Here is a 21,756-nt window from a genome sequence, read left to right as displayed (position 1 = left end):
CAAGCTCTGTGGGAAAGTCTGTCAATTAATGTTGAGAGGAAAATACAATTTTTCAGGGAAATCTGCTTAATTTGTCGAGGAAGTGTAATGAGAGGATATATAAAAAAGCTGCCAATGACGGCAGCTTTTTTCCACTTAATTTTCTGTGTTGATATTAAGTTTTCCATTCGCAGTTTTTCTAGTTTCATTTCCATAATCATCTCGTACGATCACTTCTACTTTTGCTCCTTTTGCTTTAATAGAAGAAGTGGCTGTCCAATAGCCTTCATATCTCCCCGGAGAAATTTCTCTTAACGGGAGTTCGGTGGCATTTTGCACACTCGCTCTTGCATTCGTCAGCGGCATACGAATGATAAACGTTGCATCCAAATCCTCAGCGCTTGAGAAAGCGATTTTCACAGATTCACCGGCTTTTAAGTTTTTATCCTCTCCCGGAATTAAGCCGGAAATGACAGGCTTATCAAAATTGACATCAATGACAGCCTTTTTCGTCGTTTTGTTGCCTGCTAAGTCTGTAGCAATCACCTTGATTTCATTGCTTCCATTCTCCAAAAGAATTCGGGCTGAGTATGAACCATCGGTTATTGTTGCTTTTTTGCCATTCACCTTGACGTCTTTCAGATTGTCATCGGATACAGCCCCTTTGACAGTCAGCGTTTCTTTATTTGTTTTCCCGCCATCCTTTGGAGTGTCCAGCGTTAACTCAGGCTTTTCTTGATCAAGCGTGACCGTGATTGGGCTGGAGGCATCTGTTGTTCCGTTGTCAGTTGATGCAGTTGCCGTCAGCTCATTTTCACCTTTGTTGAGTGTGATGCCTGTCTGGAACGTGCCGTCCGCGGCAGTTTTTGTTTCTCCTGCTTCTTTCTCATCATTATAAATGTGTACCGTTGTACTAGGTGAAGCTTTTCCTTTTACAGTGACGTTCTCCTTATTTGTGTATGATTTGTCTGTCGGTGAAGTAATCTCAGGTACAGCAGCTTCGTAATCAACTAATGCGCGAATCATATAGTTGCCGTCTGCTTCGTCACCCGGCTCCCATTGTCCACCTATATACTGCCAGTTGCGGCCGGAATTCTTGCCGGTTTCATCCATTGCCAATCCAGGTGAATACGGGTCAGGTTTCGACTGGATATATACGAGATAAAAGTCTTTATCGACCATAATCCCTTTTGAACTGAGATCTACCTTAGTCCACTCGCCATTGCGAAGAGCTTCAGCGTTAAATGGCCCGGCAATTTTCTTGCCCGGTGCTCCGTCTTTTCCTGTAGCATCGTATACCTCAACCTTAAACTCTGTGCCGCCGGGATCAGGGAACTCTGTATCCCAGAATCTGAACAGCCCTCCTGTAAGCATGCCTTTGTCCTTGCCGTCAGCGAGCGTCATTTTTACCGCCCATCCGTTCCCGGCAGCAAAATAGGAATTGGCATTCTCCGCCGTTCCGTCATCATATGCAATTTCACCCGGATAACCGACGAAAGGCTTCAATGCAGTTTCTTTTGTAACATCACCTTTTAACTCAACGGAAAATTCATCACTGTAATAACCCGGTGCAGCGACTTTAATCGTATAAGCGCCTTCATAGGCCTCCAGCGTATATTCACCTTTGTCGTTTGTCATAGCCGGTTCCACCGCAGCATCCTCTACAACATAAACGGAAGCGCCTTTTACCGGCTCTCCTGTCGTTTTATTGATGACCGTGCCTTTTAATGTGCCCTTCTTCATCTCTTCTAACGTAAAATTAGCTTGTGTGGTCTGATCCGTCTTTAAAGATACTTTTTGTGTTTTCGACTGATAACCATATGCTTCTGCCATAAGCGTATAGTCTCCCGCTTTGTGCTTCAGCGTGTACTGCCCTGTGGATTGATCTGAATAAGTTGATTTTCCTGTTTCCACTACACTGACTTGTGCCCTGAGCGGCAAAACTTGAGGCTGTATAGCCTTGTTCTGATGTTTTACCCCTGTGTTTGCAGATGGCTTAGCCTTTTTCGGATTTACTGGCTTTTTCTTTTGCTTTCCAGACGGCTTTTCGACGCCCAGCTTATTCTTTTTGACTGTTTTTCCGGCTGATTTGTCAGAAAGCACTACATCATCAATATACCAGCCCTCTTTTGCAATGCTTTCATCAGATTGAAGGTTAAACATCACTTGAATGTTTTGGCCTTTATAAGCCGATAAATCAATTTCTTCCTCCGTCCAGCTTGATGTCTTTCCGTTATAGACACCAGCCTGCTCCCAATTCTTTTCACCTTCCGGAAGAACAAAAACGTAGCCGTAATCAAAATCATCCTCTAAATTGTGCCAGCTTTTAAATTGAAGGAACAGACTTCCTGAATCAGGTGCTTTAACAGGAGGCATAACAAGGTTCATGTTTGCTGAGTTGGCATAATTTCCTGTCAAATTCGTTCCATATACTTTTTCTCCGGATGCTGCTGTATTTGGGCCAGTTGACGGAACTCCCCATTCCCAGTTATTATTTGTTCCGCTCGCAACCCAGCCGCCGGGTGCAGTTTCAAAGTCCTGTTTATATCCCGCCGTGATGCTTGGTTTCACTGTTACATCGTATACGTCAGACGAAACGACATGACCGCCAAAATCGTGAATCATCCACTTATAGCTTAGTTTAGTTCCTTTTATGTTTGGGATCTCTGCCTGATACGTTCCTTTTAGATGATCACCGCTGATTCGTTTAGCCGTTATCTCTGTCCATTCACCTTGATCAATCTTGTAGGACAGCTTTACAGATGTCACACTCACATTGTCTTCAGCTGTCAAAGTCAGTGGCAGGCTGCCACCTTCATAGGCTTCAGTTACTTTCTCATGCTGATAGGCAGGAGGCTCTTGGTCATCCCCCTCTACAGAAACTTGTCCTTCCGCTTTCCCTAAACCATCTGTAACAGCGGATACAGCATCAAAAGCATTCACCAGACCATGGCCATATCCGTTATTCGGTGAATCAGGAAATGTTGAATCCGTGAGCGGTTCAGCCGTGCTGGTTAATATATCCTCCATCTCATCAACAGAAAGTGAGGCATTCGCCTGTTTCAGCAGTGCAGCAACAGCGGATACATGCGGCCCTGCCATTGATGTGCCGTCCCAACCATCCTCATATGTCTGACCGGGAACCGATGAACGAATATTAACGCCCGGTGCAGATATTTCCGGCTTTATTTCATCATATGGAGATGGCCCTTGAAGAGAAAAGTCAGCGAGCTTTTTATTGATATCAGTCGCTCCAGTTGCAAACGATTCTGGATAGTTTGCCGGATTTGCGATAGAACCAGGCCCGCCGGGAATAAAGAGATCCGTATTCCCCGCTGAAAACTCAGGGAAAATATCGGCCGCACGCCAGGCATTGACCATGTCTCTGTACCATTCATCAAGTCCAGAGCCCCCTCCCCATGAGTTATTGACAACATCAGGAGCCATTTCCGGGTGGGGATTTCCTTCCGCGTCCTTTGGTGCTAAAACCCATTCACCAGCTTCCAAAATGTCAGCATCAGTGCCGCCATCTTCAGAGAACGCTTTAACAGCAATCCATTTTGCGCCAGGCGCTACACCGATTTGATTTGTTCCATCAGGTTCTGAGCCCACCATCGTGCCTGTCACATGGGTTCCATGAGCCAAATCATCATAAGGACTTGCCTCTCCTGCTACGGCATCATACCAGTTCATTTCATTTTCAGGCTCATTAGGATTTTCCGGATTATATCCGCGATATTTCTCTTTTAATGCCGGATGATTCCATTCCACCCCGGTATCAATGGACGCAACAACCGTGCCAGTTCCATCATATCCAAGTGCCCAAGCTTTTGGGGCATCGATTTGGTCTACATTCCATTCCACACCGTCAGTTGCTTTAATAGCTTTCTGTGCTTTTTTCATATTAAATGGTGAGGATGACTTAAAAAGCTGCCGTTTCTCATTAGGAAGCACCTTTTCCACTTCGGGAAACTGCGCCACTTTTTCCATAACCTCTTTTGAAGCATGAACAGCAATCCCGTTCACCACATAATAAGAATGAATTTGGTCTGCATTTCCTTTATCTTTCTGGGTGTTCAAGTATTTTAGGACATCTTGCTGGGATTCATCGGCTGTGACTTTTAAAGATGACACAACAGCAGAACGCTTTTGATATTCCGTCTTAGCGGCAGACAGCTTCTTCGATTTCGCTTTTTTAACAGCCGCTTTTGCCGCTTTTTCTGTGTTAGCCTGATCTTTAAATTTAATCAGAAAAGTCGTTTTTTCTTTCTTTTTAAAGTTTTTCTTTAATGAACTCGAAATCTTGTTTTGAATGGATTCCGCAGATTGAAGCTCCTTTTTAACAGAAGGTGAGGTGACTTTACTGCTTGCCCCGGCTGCTCCCGGAAACAGCAGTGAACTGATGACAACTGTACTTAAAACAGAGCTGATGAGTCTGTTTTTCGTTTTTTTCTTCATTTTCATCCCCCTTTTTCAACATGCTTTTTAAAAAAAGTGTCGTCCCTCCTTTTAATAATGAATGGTTTGTCAGAACATCGCTGTATATTAACTGTAGACAATCTGAATTACAGATATTGTCGTTTCATGTCATTCAATTTCCATATATATGAAAATGATAAAAATGTCACAAAAATAAATAGGTCTAATTATCTTTTTTGTTACTAAGCGAAGGAAGCAATAGGGAAAAAGACTTTATAAGAAGGAAAGTGTGAAGAGAAAAACAAAAAAGGACAAAATCGAAAACGATTTTGTCCTTTACATTAGCCGCGTTTATTACGGTTTCTTAAGAATGTCGGGATGTCAAGCGTATCATCAGCCGGCTGTGAAGTATGACGGCTTACTGTATTCTGCTGCTGAGGCTCCTCACGTTTTGGCTCACGCTTCGGAACACTTTGGTTGTGTGTTTTGATGCTTTGATTTAAGCTTGGACGCTGAGGCTTCGTCACGTCCTTCTCTTGTTCGATAAAGCCGGTTGCAATCACTGTCACCACAATCTCATCTTTTAGATTTTCATTAATAACAGAACCGAAAATCATGTTTACGTCTTGATCAGACGCCGAAGCGACAATGTCTGCTGCTTCCTGAACCTCATATAGGCTGAGGTTTGTTCCTCCAGTGATGTTCATGAGGACGCCTTGCGCACCGTCAATGGCCGCTTCAAGAAGCGGGCTGGAAATTGCTTTTTTTGCTGCCTCTGCCGCGCGATTTTCCCCAGTAGCAATACCGATACCCATCAAAGCAGATCCTTTGTTTGACATGATTGTTTTCACATCAGCAAAGTCAAGGTTGATAAGACCAGGTGTAGCAATCAAGTCAGAAATACCTTGAACCCCTTGGCGAAGTACGTTATCCGCTTCACGGAATGCTTCAAGCATCGGTGTGTTTTTATCAACAATTTCAAGGATACGATCGTTCGGGATCACGATCAATGTATCCACCGCTTCTTTCATTGCCGAGATTCCGCCTGCAGCCTGAAGCTGTCTTTTGCGTCCTTCGAAGGTAAACGGTCTTGTCACAACGCCGACTGTTAATGCGCCTAAGTCTTTCGCGATTTGTGCGATAACCGGTGCGGCACCTGTTCCTGTTCCGCCGCCCATACCAGCTGTCACGAATACCATGTCAGCACCTTTAAGTGCTTCTTCAATCTGCTCTTTGCTTTCTTCAGCGGCTTTTTTCCCAACTTCCGGATTCGCACCTGCTCCCAATCCTCTAGTCAGCTTTGCGCCGATTTGCATTTTCACTTCTGCTTTTGACAGGTTAAGAGCTTGAGCGTCCGTGTTTACCGCGATATACTCTACTCCTTGCACTTCATTTTCAATCATTCGGTTAACGGCGTTGTTACCACCGCCTCCTACTCCGATTACTTTAATTGATGCTAAGCCGTCTATGTTTGTTTCGAACTCCAACATGCTAAATCCTCCTAATCTGCCGAATGACTATCTATCTATTCCCAAAACATGCTTAATAGTTTTTTCATTTTGCTCTGTTTATTATGTTCGGCTTGTGTTTTTTGTTTTCCTTTTGGCCGCTGCTGCACCTCATTTTGGTGATGATGCTGCTCTTGTTCCTCAGATGATGAGACTGCGATTTCCTGTATCGCTTCTTCAGGCATCTTAAAGCCTATTTTTCTGCCTTGGATTCTTGCATTCCGGCAGGCGAATTGGATCAGGCCCACTCCCGTCATATATTGAGGATCTCTTACACCGATATAATTCGGGCTTGCCACTCTGACATTGTTTTGCAGCACATCCTGCGCCAAAGACATGACACCCGGCATAGCTGCTTGTCCTCCTGTCAGCACGAAGCCTCCCGGCAGATCGGTAATACCCATACTGCGAAGCTCTTCTGAAACAATTTCAAGAATTTCTTCTACTCTCGCTTCAATGATATTCGCTGCTTCTTGCTGTGTAAATGTTTGTTTTTGATTGGTGCCTATAACGGTTACCTCAAATATTTCATCTTCCGAGGCTTCGTCATAGTAGGCATGTCCAAATTGCTTTTTCACGCGTTCTGCTTCTTCTGTTGACGTTCTCAATCCGATGGAGATATCTTTGGTGATATTTTCGCCTCCGAGAGGAATGACACGGGTAGAAGTGAGATGTCCGTTCTGGAATACGGCAATGGTTGTTGACCCTCCCCCTATATCAATGAGAGCCACACCAAGGTTTTTCTCGTCCTTTGATAATGCAGCAGAACCGGCTGCCAGCGGCTGAAGGCAAATATCAGTTATTTCAATACCAGCTCTTTCAACGCAGCGGAGTAAGTTATGTAAGATTGTTTTTGAACCGGTGATCAAGGTGCCCTCTACTTCTAAACGCACACCCAGCATTTTTTTCGGGTCGGTGATTTCATCTCTTCCATCTACGATAAACTGTTTAGGAATGACGTCAACAATCAGCTGTTCGTGCGGTACTGAAACAACCTGTGCCGCCTCCATGACACGGCGTACATCTTCAACCTGAATTTCTTTATTTTCACTGGAAACTGCTACAACACCGTTTGTATCTTGAATATTGATATAATTTCCATTAACGCCGACAATAGCTTTTCTAAGCGGAAAACCTACCATTCTTTCAGCTTGGTCAAACGCTTTTCTTATAGAATGAACGGTCTCATCTATATCAACGATTGAGCCTTTTTTCAACCCTTCAGACGGTACATTTCCCACACCGATAATATTAAGGGAATCATCTGTCATTTCTCCGACGATCACTTTTGTATTGGACGTACCGATGTCAAGACTGACGTAAAGTTCATTGTTGTTCATTCTATGGCACCTCCTCACATTTCGATCATTTCTATTCTATTATTTGCGGAACAACAATACAATGAATGTGGCTTTACAAGTGTGTAACAAAAAATAACAACAGAATATTTTTCACATTTTATGTTTATTGAAAATATTCGTTATATCCTATGTATATCCTCTTTTATATCACATTTTTTTTATTTTTTTTAGAAAGAGTCCACTTTGTTAGTAGATTTCTTCTGATAACGGCTATATTCTGAAATAATCTGACTCCAAATGCGAATATACCTGCTAAATACAAGTCTACACCAAGATGGACTCCCAGAAAAGCTAAACTTATTGCCAATATAATATTAAAAAAGAAACCGGAAACAAATACCATTTCATCATATGTACCTTGTAAATGCGCCCTGATTCCGCCGATTAATGTATCAAGTGCGGCAAGCACCGCAAGCGATAAATAGTTTGAGTATTCACTCGGTATCGTTAAGTTTGTCATTAGTCCAATCGCTATTCCGAGCACCAGTCCCAACACGGGCAGCCACATGACAATTCTCCTCCTTTTCAGTCTTTAAGCAGTTTCAGCTGTTGTACGTCCAGTGGTCTGTCATATGCTTTTAATGTTAGTTTGCTTTCAGATTTACCGGCTTTTAATGCTAAATTTTCAGATGCAAAAAGATCCTCAAGGCCTGACCCCTTCACTCTGCTGTGTAACGTGTCCGGATCTTTGGCAAGCACTTTTACTGTTAAAGGATAATCGTCAAGGGCGTATCCGTCTATTTTTGTAGTGCCGTTTATATCTCTGATGACTGTATGATTCACAACTCTTCGCTCGTTAATCGAGATATGCTCTGCACCGTAGGAGTTGAGTTCATTAATCAGCTTTTTCAGCAAATCCGGAGGCGGATTTTCGATCGGCTCTCCTGTTAAGCTTTCAGAAAAAAGCGGGGAAATCGTAATGACAATTCCGCTACCTGTTATATCGGTCATGCCGGCTGTTTTTTTTAAGGATTGCAAGGTATTATTTAGCGCGGTTTCTTTTGTCATTTCTTTCGTTTGCGAATAGCTATTCAGCAGTTTGTCATATTTGTTTATTTCAGCCAGCAGCTTTTCCTGCTTCTTCTGCTCTGATGTCAGCTCTTCCCTAATATCCCACATATCTCTTGTATCCCGGACTTTGGGGTGCTTTAACGAATTAAACTGAACAGATATCATCAGGCCGAAGATGACCATAAGCACACTGATGCTTATGAAGGAACGCTTTATTTTCAATCTGTTTCACCCGCTTTTTCAGTCATTCCTTCGTTTTCAGAATCGGTTTCATTTGTACGTTTTTCTCTTTTTCTGCCGAAACAGAAATATGATCCATTGACAACTGATCAATTAGGCCTCCTGCGATATTTAACGAGGGCAGCAGGACATCTGGATCTCCAATAGCGGATACCGTAAACGGAGCGGGATGCTGCACCCCGTCTACCGTTACCACAGGACCATTGCATTTGATATACGAATCATGCGTCAAACGCTGCCCATTAACGGCGACAGCCGCCGCTCCTGAGATATACAGTTCGTTTACTACTTGGAAGATATGGCTTTCGTGAACGATGTAACTATTCACATTCTCCCCTTCCGGTATGTATGACGCATCTTCCAATGTCACCTCAACGCCTTCTCCCTGCACACCGACTTCCCCAATATACATCCTGTATTTTTCTGTATCTTCGAGGACATTATAGTATTCCGTCTTCTCTTTCTTCAGCTTATTTTCCGCCTGGCGGACTTTGTTTTGCTTTTGATATAATTCTTTTTCAAGCTTCTTATTTTCTTTCTCTTGTTTCAGAAGTTCATCTCTCAGCGCATATTCTTTTTTCCACTCTTCCGTCTCAGCCGCGCTTTTGTTGTTTTCTTTTGTCATTTGAAAAGAAAATGAAATCAAAAAGCCTGCGATAAGCATAATCAAGGAAAGAAGGACTGCTGATTTGCCCCTCAATTTTCATCTTCCTTTTTAGCAGCTTTATCGTTTTTCCCAAACTCTTCAAAATAGGTGGCAACTTCTAAATGAATGATTCCTTTTTTATTGCTGCTTAGCTGTGAGATGATAGAAGGATACGTCTTCATTCGGTCTGCAAACGTTTTAATAGATGCAGTAACAACATAACCGTCGTTCATGTACAACTTAATACGGTTTTCATCCATTTTTACAGGCGTATAATAAATTTCTGAAATCGACTGTTTTAACGAATTTGACAACGCATCGAGCTGCTTGGCCATTTGAGACCGCTTCTTCGGGTTTGTCCAATTCACTAAAATCGGTCCGGCATCATCCGGCGTTACTTCGTTTGGCAGAACTGAGCCGTTTTCAAGCACTTCATAGTACACATCGTCTTTTTCTAAATAAGCAATCGCTTTATATTCTTCGATTGCAATGTTGATTTTATTAGGCAGCGATTTGCTGATCTCCGCTTTTTTCACTAATTTATTTTGCTGAATCTTCTTTTCTGTTTTTCGCTTGTCCAAACTCCAAAACTCAGTATCTCCGCTGTTAATATCGGAAAGGTCGATAATTTCCTTTTTTGATACATTTTCATTCCCTGTAACAGAGATTGTTGATACTTTACTGATTGGTGTTTGCAGGTACACAATGATCAGCACCATAATAAAAAAGAGCATAATAAATGAAATGAGACGGCGGTTTGCCTTTTGTTTCCTCTGCTCTTTAATTTTAGGGATCCGCTCTTCAATGTTAACGATTTTTTCTCGGTCTTGACCCGGGTTCATTGCCTGTTCACCTCATTCAAATGAAACAGCTGTTAAAAGTCTGTCTATTCCAAAACAAACGGCATACTATGATGCCGTTTGTCGTTTGCTTACAGTATATCATATGAACAGCTTCAGTCAGAACTTGAATCAGCGATTTCCGCCGATGATTTCAACCTCTGTGTGCATATCAATCTCGTATTTTTCACGGATTGTCTTTTTCACATGGTCAATGAGATCAAGCACATCTTTTGCTGATGCTCCCCCCGCATTGACGATGAAGTTTCCGTGCATCTCCGATATCTTTGCACCGCCGATTTGATATCCTTTCAAGCCTGCTTTTTCTACAAGGTTCCCTGCATGATTCGGAAGCGGATTTCTGAATATGCTTCCCGCACAAGGGCTTGAATACGGCTGTGTATTTTTTCTATAGTCTTTATTGCTTTGCATTTGCTGAACGATTGATTCCTTATCCTTCTGCTCCAGCTGCAAAACAGCTTCAAGGCAAACGCCCGGGCGTTTCTTTTGCAGTACAGATGTCCTATAGCTGAAATCCATCTGCTCATTTGTCAGCCACTCAATCGTTCCGTCTTCAAATAAAATATGCGCTTTGACGAGGATCTCGCTCATATCAGAACCGTGAGCGCCGGCATTCATATAAACCGCTCCGCCGACTGATCCTGGAATGCCGGCAGCAAATTCCAAACCGGACAGACCTTTTTTGCTCAATGATGTAGCAAGGCGGACCACTGAATAACCGCCTCCGACTGTTACTTGCTCCCCTTCAAGCTCCAAATGGTCAAGACCCGCACCCAGCTTGATCACTACGCCTCTAATTCCTTCATCTAAAACAAGAAGATTTGATCCGCGGCCGATGACTGTCCACTTCACATCATATTTTTTAATCACGTCCATGATGTCTTTAACAGCATCTACACTGCTTGGAATGACCAATACATCCGCAGGTCCGCCGATTTTCATCGTTGTATGATTCGCGAGCGGTTCATTTGCAAGAACCTTGCCGACTTCGCGTTCTTTTAATTCCTGTATCACTTTCTCCATCGTAAACCTCCGCATTCCATTTGCTTTTCTACTATTTTTTTAATTCCTCGAGTACGCTGTATAAACGGGCAGCCGCGTCAGGAACACCAAGTGCCTTTGTTCGTTCGCTCATTTCCTTTAACGTTTGCTCATTCAGTACAATCCGGTCTAGCGCTTCAATCAGCTTCTCCCCGCTGAGCTCTGTTTCTTTCAGTACAATCGCCGCATCATGCTGGCCGAGAGATCTCGCATTGACCTCCTGGTGATTCGCTGTCACATATGGACTCGGGATCAGAACACTTGGGATTCCGAGAGCAGTAATTTCGGCAATCGTTGTCGCACCGGCTCTGGCCACAATGACATCAATGGCCTTTAAATACTCAGGCATTTGATGAAGAAACGGCTTTGTGACCATATTATCAGCGGCACCCTTGCTTTTCAGCTCATTCATTACTTTTTCATAGTGAACTTCACCGGTGATATACAGCACTTGATAGTCTCTTGTTTTCAGCGCATCCTGCATGTCAATGACAGCGCGGTTAATCGGTGCAGCGCCTCGGCTTCCGCCGAAAATTAAGACCGTTTTTTTCTCTTCAGAAAGCCCAAATTCAGCCATTGATCGTCCCGTCTTTATTGAGACGACTTCAGAGGCTCTCGGGTTTCCCGTAAATACAACTTTCTCGCTAGGAAAATGTGATTTCGCTTCTTCAAAACAAATCGCTACTTTATTAACATATTTTGAAAGAAACTTATTCGTGATGCCCGGAAGGCTGTTTTGTTCATGGACAATAGTCGGAATTCCCATTTTCGCAGCGGCATAAACAACCGGCCCGCATACATAACCGCCCGTTCCAATTACGGCATCGGGCTTAAATTCCGCTAAATACGATTTACTCTTTTTGACGCCCTTCAGAAAACGCATTACAGTCTTGACATTTTCAAATGACAATTTTCTTTTAAATCCTGTAATTTCGATTGAACGAAACGGTATATTCTCCCGCTCAACAATTTTTTTCTCCAGCCCGTTTTCTGTTCCGATATATAAAAATTCCACATTAGGATGACGTCTTTGCACTTCTTTAATAAAAGCAAGAGCAGGATAAATATGTCCCCCTGTACCGCCTCCGCTTATTGCAATTCGCATTTCTTTTTTCCCCCAGTCTAAGTTTCTCTATAACATAACGATAACCCTGTTTTGTTGGACAGGGTTATCGCATCAATTGTTTCCAAGCTTCATGTTAGACAGGAGGCTTGGAAATACATTCGTTAATACCTCGAGTAGCGGCTTACATTCAGCAGCACACCAACTGCCATCAGCATTAGAGTCAATGAAGAGCCTCCGTAGCTCAGAAACGGGAGCGTGATGCCTGTTACAGGAATCAGGCCCGTGACTACGCCGATATTGATCATGACTTGAATGGCAATCATTGAAATAATGCCGACTGCGACAAAGCTTCCGTACAGATCAGGCGCACCAAGCGCAATTCTGATTCCTCTCCACAGCAGGACGCTGAAGAGGAGCAAAATAAGTGTTCCCCCGATAAAGCCCAGCTCCTCTGACAAGATGGCGAAAATAAAGTCTGTTTGCGGCTCAGGCAGATAAAAGAACTTCTGTCTGCTTTGTCCGAGCCCCATTCCGAACAACCCGCCGGGCCCCACTGCATAAAGCGATTGAATGATCTGAAATCCGCTTCCGAGCGGGTCTTCCCATGGATTTAAGTATGAGGTAATCCGCTTTATCCGATATGGAGCCGATAGTACGAGCCCGACAAATCCGCTGAGGCCGATCAGCCCGAGAAAGACGAAATGGGCGATCCGTGCGCCGGCTACAAAAATCATGACAATACAAGTTCCGACCATAACTGTCCCCGTTCCGAGGTCAGGCTGGCACATGATAATCAAAAATGCTGAAAACACGATGCCAAGTGCGGGGACGAACCCCCGTCTGAACGATGTGATGTTTTTTTGTTTTTCAGAGAGAAATTTAGCAAGGAATGCAATCATCGCAAGCTTCATAAACTCTGAAGGCTGTATGCTGAACGCTCCGACTCCGATCCAGCTTCTTGAACCGTTCCGCACCATTCCGACGCCCGGTATCAAAACAAGCACCAGAAGGAAAAAGCAGATAACCATCAGCAATTTGGACCATGTCCTCCAAGTCCAATAATCGACATTCATGATAAAAAACATAGCAATGACGCCGATTCCCGCAAACAAAAGCTGCCGTTTCGCGAAAAAGAATGAGTCGTCAAATTTATAATCCGCCCATACCGCACTCGCACTGTACACCATAATTAATCCGATTGTTAATAATAATAACGTAATGATGACCAATAACAAATCAGGCGATGTTTTTTTAGTAGTCAAAGCAATCGACACCCCAAGCTTAAAGTCATTAGGGCTGCCGATTTACTTCAAGACAAGCCCTTACTTAAGCATATGCACGGCATCTATAAACATGTCACCGCGTTCTTCAAATGTTTTGAATTGATCCCAGCTCGCACACGCGGGTGACAGCAGGATGACATCTCCTTCATTTGAGATCGCAAACGCCGCAGATACTGCTTGTTCAACATTATCGACACGTTTGACATGTTGTATTCCCAGTTCATTGCCGAGTTTCTCGAGTTTTGGCGCCGTCTGGCCAAATGTAAGCACTGCTTTGACATGTTTCATATAAGGTTTCAAGTCATCAAAACCATTTCCACGATCCAGTCCGCCCGCAAGCAGAATGACCGGCTTATCAAAAGCTGAAAGCGCCTTGCTTGTCGCCAGAATGTTTGTTGCTTTACTGTCGTTATAAAATTTGCGGCCATTCACAGTTGTGACATATTGGAGGCGGTGCTTCACACCAGTAAAGCTTGTCAGCACCTTTTTAACCGCCTCATTGGATGCTCCTGCCGTTTTCACAACTGCAATAGCTGCTAAAATGTTCTCCAGGTTATGAGCACCGGGCAGTACAACCTCTTCCAGAGGAAGAATGGCTTCGCCGTTAAACATAATCATACTGTCTTTTACATATGCGCCCTGTTCAAGCGTTTTGCTGACTGAAAATGGGACGATTTCGGCTTTTCCGGCTTCAGCAAGACGCACGACGGTTTCATCATCCTGGTTGACAATGGCTTTATCTGAAGCAGTCTGATGAAGGTACACTTTCTGTTTCGCTTTTTCATAGTTTTCGCGCGTATGGTGATAATCCAGATGGGCGTCAAATACATTTAAAATCAGGCTGATTTCCGGTCTGAAAGCGTGTGTTCCCATCAGCTGAAACGAAGACAGTTCGGTAACGATCCATTCATCTCCATCAGCATGATAGGCAACCTCACTTGCGACTGTGCCGATGTTTCCGGCAATCAGTGCTTTTTGCGAGTCAGCTTTGAGCATTTCGTAAATTAGCGTTGTCGTGGTCGTTTTACCGTTCGATCCGGTAATCCCGATAAACTTGGCGCTGGTCAGGTAGTAAGCGAGCTCAATTTCCGTCCAAACCGGAATGCCTCGTTTCTCCGCTTCCTGAACCATAATATTTTCATAAGGAATTCCCGGGTTTTTGATCAGAATCGTGATTTGATGCTGATCAAACAGAGAAACTGGATGCTCTCCGCAAACAACTTCGATTCCTTTTTCAGAAAGCTTTTGTGCCGGTTCATTTTCTTCAAAAGGCTTTTGGTCATTGACTGCAACATAAATGCCTTTTTCATGAAGAATGGAGGCCGCCGCATATCCGCTTTTCGCAAGCCCAAGGATTAAAAAATGCTGTTTCTGTAAAAATTGATCATTTTCCACTTATAACCACACCTCGATGTAAATTCCTAAAACGGCAAGCAAAAGTCCCGCAGCCCAAAACGTCACGACTACTCTCCATTCAGACCAGCCGACAAGCTCATAATGGTGATGAAGCGGACTCATTTTAAAGATTCGTTTACCTGTCGTTTTAAAGCTGATGACCTGCAAAATAACAGATAATGTCTCGATAACGAATACACCGCCGATGATAACCAGCAGGATCTCTAATTTCGTTAAAATGGCAATGGTAACGATGGCTCCTCCCAATGCAAGCGATCCCGTATCTCCCATAAAAACTTTGGCCGGATGAGCATTAAATACAAGGAAGCCCAGAACTGCACCGACAACGGCAACTGAGAAAATCGCTACGTCATATTGAGACTGATTCCATGCCAGAATGGCAAAGGCGCCAAAGGCAATCGCCGCAGTACCGGACAATAACCCGTCAAGGCCGTCAGTCAGGTTAACTGCGTTTGATCCGCCGACAAGCATAAAGAGCACAAGGATAAAGTAAGCCCAGCCAAGATCAAATGATAAGTCAGTTCCAGGAATGCGAATATCCGTCGCAAAATTGTAGTAATGATACACGGCGTAAAATACAACTGCAATAATAATTTGTCCGATCAGCTTTTGCTTTGATGTCAATCCAAGATTGCGCTTCATGACAACCTTGATGTAATCATCTAAAAAGCCAAGCAAACCGTAGCCTAGCGTAACAAACAGAAGCAGCACCATTTCGGGGCTTATTTCTGAAAACTTCTGTGTCATAACAATTGTTGTCACTATGATAGAAAGTATGATCATGACCCCGCCCATTGTCGGTGTCCCTGATTTTTTCTGATGTGATTTCGGTCCTTCTTCTCTAATACTCTGGCCGAATTTTAATCTTCTTAAAAACGGAATAAGAATCGGAGAGAGCAGAACACTAATTAAAAACCCCATTAAAATTGTAAACAGAATGACTTGCTCAAGCATTGTCCTTTTCTCCTCCTGTTTCTTTCAAACGACATACGTAGTTATCATATTCATGATTTTTTTCCATATGAAAAATCTTTTCAAGCTCCATTATTCAGTAACATCTCTTTCCTATGAATTCGTCTTATTCTTATTGAGTTCAACAATGGCTCTCGCCGCTACTTCAGCATCATCAAAATCGAAAGTTTCATTTCCGATCTGCTGATAGGTTTCATGTCCTTTTCCCGCAATGAGGACAACGTCGCCTTTTTTGGCATTGGCAATTGCGAAAAAGATCGCCTGCTCGCGGTTTGCAATACTGTGATAGTATGCGTTCTCTACTCCGGCTTCCATATCTCTTAAAATCGCGCGAGGATCTTCGCTTCTCGGGTTATCTGACGTGAAAATCGGCTCGTCAGCCAGCTCCACAGCAATTTTAGCCATTTTCGGGCGCTTCGTCTTATCTCTGTCTCCTCCGCAGCCGACAACGACAAATAGCTTTCCTTCCGTCATGTCTCTGCATGTCTCCAGCACATTTTCAAGGCTGTCCGGTGTGTGCGCGTAGTCTACAATGACTGGAAACTCCTGCTGCTGATTGACCAATTCAAAACGGCCTCTTACACCATGCAATTCTTCAACAGCTTCAGTGATGATTTCAAACGGTATGCCTGCTGCAATACATGTCGCAACAGCGGCCAGCACGTTATACACATTAAATTGTCCGACGAGAGACATCGTGATGTGCTTCGTGCCTTTGTTTGTCACGAGATCAAAGCTTGTGCCCTGTGCAGTGATACTGATGTTCTTCGCCATCACATCAGCATCGTTTTTAATTCCGTATGTAGAGATATGCGCAGCTGTTACCTTTTCAAAATAAGCGCTCGCCTCATCGTCAGCATTCAGGACGGCACGCTTTGGATGTTCATGGTTGAAAGCCCCGCCAAGTTGGGAAAAGAGCAAGCTTTTTGCATGCCGGTACTCATCCATCGTTTTATGATAGTCCAGATGGTCCTGTGTTAAATTCGTAAACACGGCAATATCATAATCACAGCCATGGACGCGTCCTAAAGACAAAGCGTGGGAAGAAACCTCCATGATTGCAGTGTCAACATGCTTGTCATTCATTTTCTTAAACGTTTTCTGCAGCGTGACGCTTTCCGGAGTCGTGTTTTTAACAGGAAGTGTTTCGTCTCCGATTTTCATGTACATTGTACCGATCAAGCCTGTGCGTTTTCCCGCTTTTTTCAGAATCTCATCGACCATGTGGGTCGTTGATGTTTTGCCGTTTGTCCCTGTTATCCCAATCAGCTGAAGCTTCTTCGTCGGCTGTCCGTAAAACGCATCAGACAAAACGCTGAGCGCGCGAAGTGACTGCCGGACAATAATAACAGGAACATTCACATCGACCTCTCTTTCTGCCACAATAGCCGCTGCACCGTTTTCTACTGCTTTTTGCGCAAAATCGTGGCCATCCACCGTATACCCTTTTACACATACAAAAAGACTCCCTTTCTTTACTTCCCTGGAGTCCATCTCAATTGAAGTTATTTCAGGGTCTTGTGAGTCGTTTACAGAAGGTTCGGTTGTTAAGTATGTAAGCAGCTTTGTAAGTTTCATCGTATCAAACCTCTCAACATTCTAATTCGTTCTTTTTATCATTGAAGTCACATCAAATGATGTGGTAATGATTTTAAGCATACAGTTCATATTTTAGCGTAAATAAAAGGATACATCCAGCTAATCTTGAAAGATATCAGCATTTTTTCTGCAATAAAAGAATAGGCAGCCCGAATCAATCGGCTGCCTCCTTTTCATCTTCTTCAGTCAAATACACGCGTATCTTTGAGCCTTCTTTTACTTTCGTTCCGGCAGCTGGCGATTGTTTAACGATTTTGCTCCCTTTCCCGGAAGCATCCACATTGAGATTCACCAATAGTGACTCAAGATCTGAGACAGACATCCCTACAACATTCGGAACTTCTATTGTTTTTGTGTCGTTCCATTGGTATTTTTTCTCGATTTGATTTTTCCGGAGCTTCACACCAAGTTCCGGCAGACTGTCTCTCATAATATTTCCGACAATAGGCGCTGCTACCGTTCCGCCAAACTGAATCGTGCCTTTCGGGTTATCCACCGCAACGTAGACGACTAGACTCGGATCATCAGCTGGCGCGAAACCGATAAATGATACAATATGGTTGTTTTCAAGATATTTTCCATCTTTAACCTTTTGTGCAGTTCCCGTTTTTCCTCCGACACGATATCCTTCTACAAATGCATTGCGGCCGGTTCCTTCTGCGACGACGCTTTCTAGAGCATAGCGGATTTGTTTGGATGTTTCCTCAGAAATGACTTGTTTCTTTGCGATTGGTGATTGTTTTTTGACCGTTTTCTTCGTAACAGGATCGATCCATTCCTTTGCAATATAAGGTGTATAGAGCGTTCCTCCGTTTACAGCGGCGGATACTGCTGCAACTTGCTGAATCGGCGTGACGGATACTCCCTGTCCGAAAGCCGTAGTTGCTTGCTCCACCGGGCCCACTCTCTCAAGCGGGAATAAGATGCCTGTTCCCTCGCCTTGGAGATCAATCCCCGTTTTTTGTCCAAAACCAAAGTCTTTGATATATTTGAAAAGCTTTTCCTTTCCTAAGCGCTCGCCTAATTCAACAAACCCCGGGTTGCAGGAGTTCTGCACAACTTCCAGATACGTCTGAAGCCCGTGCCCGCCTCTTTTCCAGCACCGCAGTCTCGCTCCGTCCACTTCCGCATGCCCTTTATCATAAAATTGATCCCGTTTCAAATTTACTTTTTGCTCTTCAAGGGCTGCTGCAAGTGTAATAATTTTAAAGGTAGATCCCGGTTCATACGTGCTCCATACTGGCAGGTTTCGATTGTAGACGGACGGATCAACAGATTGGTAATCAGCAGGGTCGAAGTCAGGCCTGCTAGACATCCCCAAAATTTCTCCGTTTTTCGGATTCATGGCTACGGCAATCATGCCGTCCGGATGATATTTGGCCTCAGCGTTATCAAGCTCTCTTTCCATTATCGTCTGGACCTTTGAATCAACCGTCAGCTTCATATCAAGCCCATCCTTAGGCGGCGTATAGTCATCCGCTTCATCAGGCATTTTTTTACCCTTGGCATCTGTATAAAACTTGACAGAACCTTTTTCCCCTTTTAAATCATCGTCGTAATAGGCTTCCAATCCAAGGAGTCCTTGGTTGTCAATTCCTGCAAATCCAAGCACATGAGATAAAAAGCTGCCGAACGGGTAATGACGGATACTGTCCTCCGCAACATACACACCTTTTAAATCAAGCGCTTTAATTTCCTTCGCCTTCTCATTTGAAATTTTTCTCCCTTCAGGAGTGATCTTTTCGATTGACGCTTTTTTTGTCACATGTTTATATACTTTTTCTTCTGACATATTGAGCACCGCCGCAAGCTGCTTGCTCGTTTTCATTGGATTCTGAACTTGGCGCGGCACGACGAATACGGTCGGCGCACTTTTATTTGTTGCCAGCTTCACACCGTTCCGATCCAGAATCTCGCCTCTCTCCGGCTCAAACGGCAAGTTACGGCTCCAGGAATCTTTCGCCAGCGAAGTCAGTTTTTCGCCCATCACAAACTGAACATACCCCAGCCTTGTATCAATGATCAGAAACACGATCACGCCAAAAAGCAAAACAAATAATAAACGTTTTCTAACCGTTACATTCGAGACGCGCAAGAGACCGTTCACTCCTTATTTAGGCTTGTTTCATTTTATGCCTGAAATTGGACAGGTAGAACGATGCTCCTCTGAAGGCATAAAAAAAGAAAGCCTGCATAACGCAGGCTTTCTTTTTAATCAGGATTTTTAAACTTAACCTTGATTACGGTTTTGTCTTTGATTTCTTTGTCTTTCTTAACACTTTGGCTGACAGCGTAGCCTTGCCCGTTTACTTCAATATGAATTCCCGCGAGCTCGCCGTATTGAAGAACCTCTCTTCTCGACCACCCTGTCATATCAGGCATTTTGATTTTGCCGCCCGTTTTCAGGAAGACCTTTTGATTGGTGAGAACTTCCTCATCCGCTTTCGGATACTGTTCTTTTACAGCGACATCACTGCCGATGACAATTGGTGTGAGATTCTCCTCTTTTGCTTTCTTTTGAGCAGCAGCTACCGTTTGATCTGTTAAATCAGGCATTGTCTGCGCTTTTGTTTCTTCCTTATCTGAGTCAGATTTTTCAGTTGGTTCAATGTTCAGGTAGTGCAGGCTGTTTTTCATTGTCGGGTTGAAGATTTCTGATACCGGATCTGAACTGCTTTGTCCTGCTTTGAGTTGCGGCTGCTGTACAGCAACATAAATTAAAAGCTCAGGATCATCTTTTGGTGCCATACCCATAAACGAAAAGATATAGTCATCTGTTCCGTCTAGATATCCGCCTTTACCGGCTATTTGCGCAGTACCTGTTTTCCCGGCAACATCAAATCCTTCGATTTTATAGGCTTGCCCTGTTCCGATTTTCGACGTAACAACTTCTCCCAATATATCCCGCACCTTTTTCGCTGTGCTTGCAGAAATTGGGGTTCCGGCTGATTCTGGCTTATTTTGATAGATGGTTTTATCTTTATCGGGATCAACGATATGGTCAATCACATAAGGTTTCATCATTTTGCCGTCATTCGCAATTGCCGTTGCGGCCTGAAGCTGCTGAATTGGTGTGACTGCAGACGCTTGTCCGTATGCGGTTGACGCCTTATCAAATTCATATTTAAAGTTGATTTTGCTAGAGACTTCTCCTGGCAAATCAATACCTGTTTTTTGATAAAAATTGAATTTGTGTAAATATTGATTAAGACGGTCATATCCCAGCTTTTCTTTCGCCAGTTTCGCAAAAGCGACATTTGACGATCTAAGGACGCCGTCATGATAGGTTGTCGGCCCCCAGCCTATACCTCTATTATGGTCCCTGACAGGTTCCCCGCCAACTTCAAACGTACCTGATTTATATTTTTCGTTCGCATTAAACACGTTTTCCTGCATCGCAGCAGCGAGTGTAAATATCTTCATCGTTGATCCGGGTTCATACGCATATGAAATCAAATCATTATAGTAGTTTGTCACATCGCGCTTGTTCGGATCAAAGCTTGGTCGCTGTCCCATGGCAAGGACTTTGCCTGTTTTCGGATCGACAACTGCGGCCATGATTTTTTTCGGATTATACTTTTGCGCTACTTTTGTCATGCTGTCTTCTAAAAAGGTTTGAATTTTCTGGTCAATGGTTAAATATACATTGTCACCATTTTTTGGCGCTGTAATTTTATTTTTGCTGTTCGGGAGCTCCCAGCCGGATTTGTCGCTTTCATATGTCACATATCCGTCGCGCTCCTTCAAATACTTATCCAGCACGTTTTCTAATCCCATCGCGCCGGAAATTTCATTTGTTTCTTCATCAACCTCGGCATAGCCGATTAAATTGGATGCGAAAATACCATTTGGATAGTAGCGTTTTGTATCCCGCAAAAATGAAATGCCCGGGAGTTTCATTTTTTCAATTTTTTGCTTTTGTGAATACGTAATATCCCGGCCAGCTGATCCAAACTCGACTTGTTTTGCATCTTTATTTAAGATATCAAGGATGTCGGCCTTGTCCAAGTTTATCACTTTAGACAATGCTTCTGCCGTTTTTTCTTTGTTTACAACATGCTGAGGATGCTTGACATCAGTGGTCATTTTTTTATCGAGAATCGCAATCAGTTTATACGTCGCTGTGTCCTCTGCAATGACTTTTCCTTTTCGGTCTAAAATCGAGCCGCGGCTCGCTTCGATGGTCCGTTTCTTTTCATGCTGCTCTGTCGCTTTTGTCGCAAGCACTTCGCCATTCGCTTTTCCGGTTATTTGAATATATGCCATTCTCCCCAGGATGACAAAGAAAAAGAGAGCGAAACAAATACTTAGAATCGCTGCTCCTCTATTCATAAATTTATTCTTTTTTGGCATTT

Annotated in this window: 15 protein-coding genes; all 15 read right to left on the bottom strand. The window is 43.5% G+C overall.

Features of this window, described 5'->3' with window-relative positions:
• Nucleotides 1-135: 135 nt before the first annotated feature.
• The 15 genes from NSQ09_RS14195 to pbpB all read right to left on the bottom strand — a co-directional run bounded on the left by NSQ09_RS14195 (nt 136) and on the right by pbpB (nt 21,754).
• Complete coding sequence (locus NSQ09_RS14195) at nt 136-4,437, bottom strand: bacillopeptidase F (protein ID WP_272515575.1); 4,302 nt, start codon at nt 4,435-4,437, stop codon at nt 136-138.
• 302 nt (nt 4,438-4,739) lie between these two features.
• On the bottom strand, nt 4,740-5,888 hold the full coding sequence (ftsZ, locus tag NSQ09_RS14190) for a cell division protein FtsZ (RefSeq protein WP_003232167.1): 1,149 nt from the start codon (nt 5,886-5,888) through the stop codon (nt 4,740-4,742).
• A gap of 35 nt (nt 5,889-5,923) precedes the next feature.
• Complete coding sequence (ftsA, locus tag NSQ09_RS14185) at nt 5,924-7,246, bottom strand: cell division protein FtsA (RefSeq protein WP_003232169.1); 1,323 nt, start codon at nt 7,244-7,246, stop codon at nt 5,924-5,926.
• 163 nt (nt 7,247-7,409) lie between these two features.
• The gene (locus tag NSQ09_RS14180) at nt 7,410-7,775 is read right to left on the bottom strand and encodes a small basic family protein (RefSeq protein ID WP_003238683.1); all 366 of its coding nucleotides are present in this window, start codon (nt 7,773-7,775) and stop codon (nt 7,410-7,412) included.
• Nucleotides 7,776-7,792: 17 nt separating this feature from the next.
• Nucleotides 7,793-8,500 (bottom strand): DUF881 domain-containing protein, encoded by a 708-nt coding sequence (locus NSQ09_RS14175; RefSeq protein ID WP_069837493.1) that lies wholly within the window; start codon nt 8,498-8,500, stop codon nt 7,793-7,795.
• A 22-nt stretch (nt 8,501-8,522) separates the two neighbouring features.
• Nucleotides 8,523-9,218 (bottom strand): DUF881 domain-containing protein, encoded by a 696-nt coding sequence (locus tag NSQ09_RS14170; protein WP_014476745.1) that lies wholly within the window; start codon nt 9,216-9,218, stop codon nt 8,523-8,525.
• Nucleotides 9,215-10,006, bottom strand: a complete 792-nt coding sequence (divIB, locus tag NSQ09_RS14165; protein WP_069837492.1) for a cell division protein DivIB — start codon at nt 10,004-10,006, stop codon at nt 9,215-9,217. Before divIB ends, NSQ09_RS14170 begins: the two co-directional genes overlap by 4 nt.
• A gap of 129 nt (nt 10,007-10,135) precedes the next feature.
• Nucleotides 10,136-11,047 (bottom strand): UDP-N-acetylmuramate dehydrogenase, encoded by a 912-nt coding sequence (gene murB, locus NSQ09_RS14160; RefSeq protein ID WP_003232182.1) that lies wholly within the window; start codon nt 11,045-11,047, stop codon nt 10,136-10,138.
• A gap of 31 nt (nt 11,048-11,078) precedes the next feature.
• Nucleotides 11,079-12,170: an undecaprenyldiphospho-muramoylpentapeptide beta-N-acetylglucosaminyltransferase gene (gene murG, locus NSQ09_RS14155; protein ID WP_017694823.1), complete on the bottom strand. Its 1,092-nt coding sequence runs from the start codon at nt 12,168-12,170 to the stop codon at nt 11,079-11,081.
• 122 nt (nt 12,171-12,292) lie between these two features.
• A complete protein-coding gene (gene spoVE, locus NSQ09_RS14150; RefSeq protein WP_003244810.1) occupies nt 12,293-13,393 on the bottom strand; it encodes a stage V sporulation protein E in 1,101 nt (366 codons plus the stop codon).
• Nucleotides 13,394-13,453: 60 nt separating this feature from the next.
• On the bottom strand, nt 13,454-14,809 hold the full coding sequence (gene murD, locus NSQ09_RS14145; protein WP_015383601.1) for a UDP-N-acetylmuramoyl-L-alanine--D-glutamate ligase: 1,356 nt from the start codon (nt 14,807-14,809) through the stop codon (nt 13,454-13,456).
• Complete coding sequence (mraY, locus tag NSQ09_RS14140) at nt 14,810-15,784, bottom strand: phospho-N-acetylmuramoyl-pentapeptide-transferase (RefSeq protein ID WP_003232192.1); 975 nt, start codon at nt 15,782-15,784, stop codon at nt 14,810-14,812. It lies immediately after the preceding gene.
• 111 nt (nt 15,785-15,895) lie between these two features.
• Nucleotides 15,896-17,380, bottom strand: coding sequence for a UDP-N-acetylmuramoyl-L-alanyl-D-glutamate--2,6-diaminopimelate ligase (locus tag NSQ09_RS14135; RefSeq protein ID WP_003245326.1), 1,485 nt, complete (start codon nt 17,378-17,380; stop codon nt 15,896-15,898).
• Nucleotides 17,381-17,555: 175 nt separating this feature from the next.
• Entirely contained in the window at nt 17,556-19,496 is a 1,941-nt protein-coding gene (locus NSQ09_RS14130) for a stage V sporulation protein D (RefSeq protein ID WP_014479725.1), read from the bottom strand.
• Between the two features lie 116 nt (nt 19,497-19,612).
• The gene (gene pbpB / locus NSQ09_RS14125; RefSeq protein ID WP_041057388.1) at nt 19,613-21,754 is read right to left on the bottom strand and encodes a penicillin-binding protein 2B; all 2,142 of its coding nucleotides are present in this window, start codon (nt 21,752-21,754) and stop codon (nt 19,613-19,615) included.
• Nucleotides 21,755-21,756 lie beyond the last annotated feature (2 nt).

The organism is Bacillus sp. FSL W8-1202 (assembly GCF_038006165.1).
Lineage (GTDB): Bacteria > Bacillota > Bacilli > Bacillales > Bacillaceae > Bacillus > Bacillus subtilis.
The sequence above is the reverse complement of the archived record's forward strand: the minus strand, read 5'-3'. Positions and strand labels throughout refer to the sequence as shown.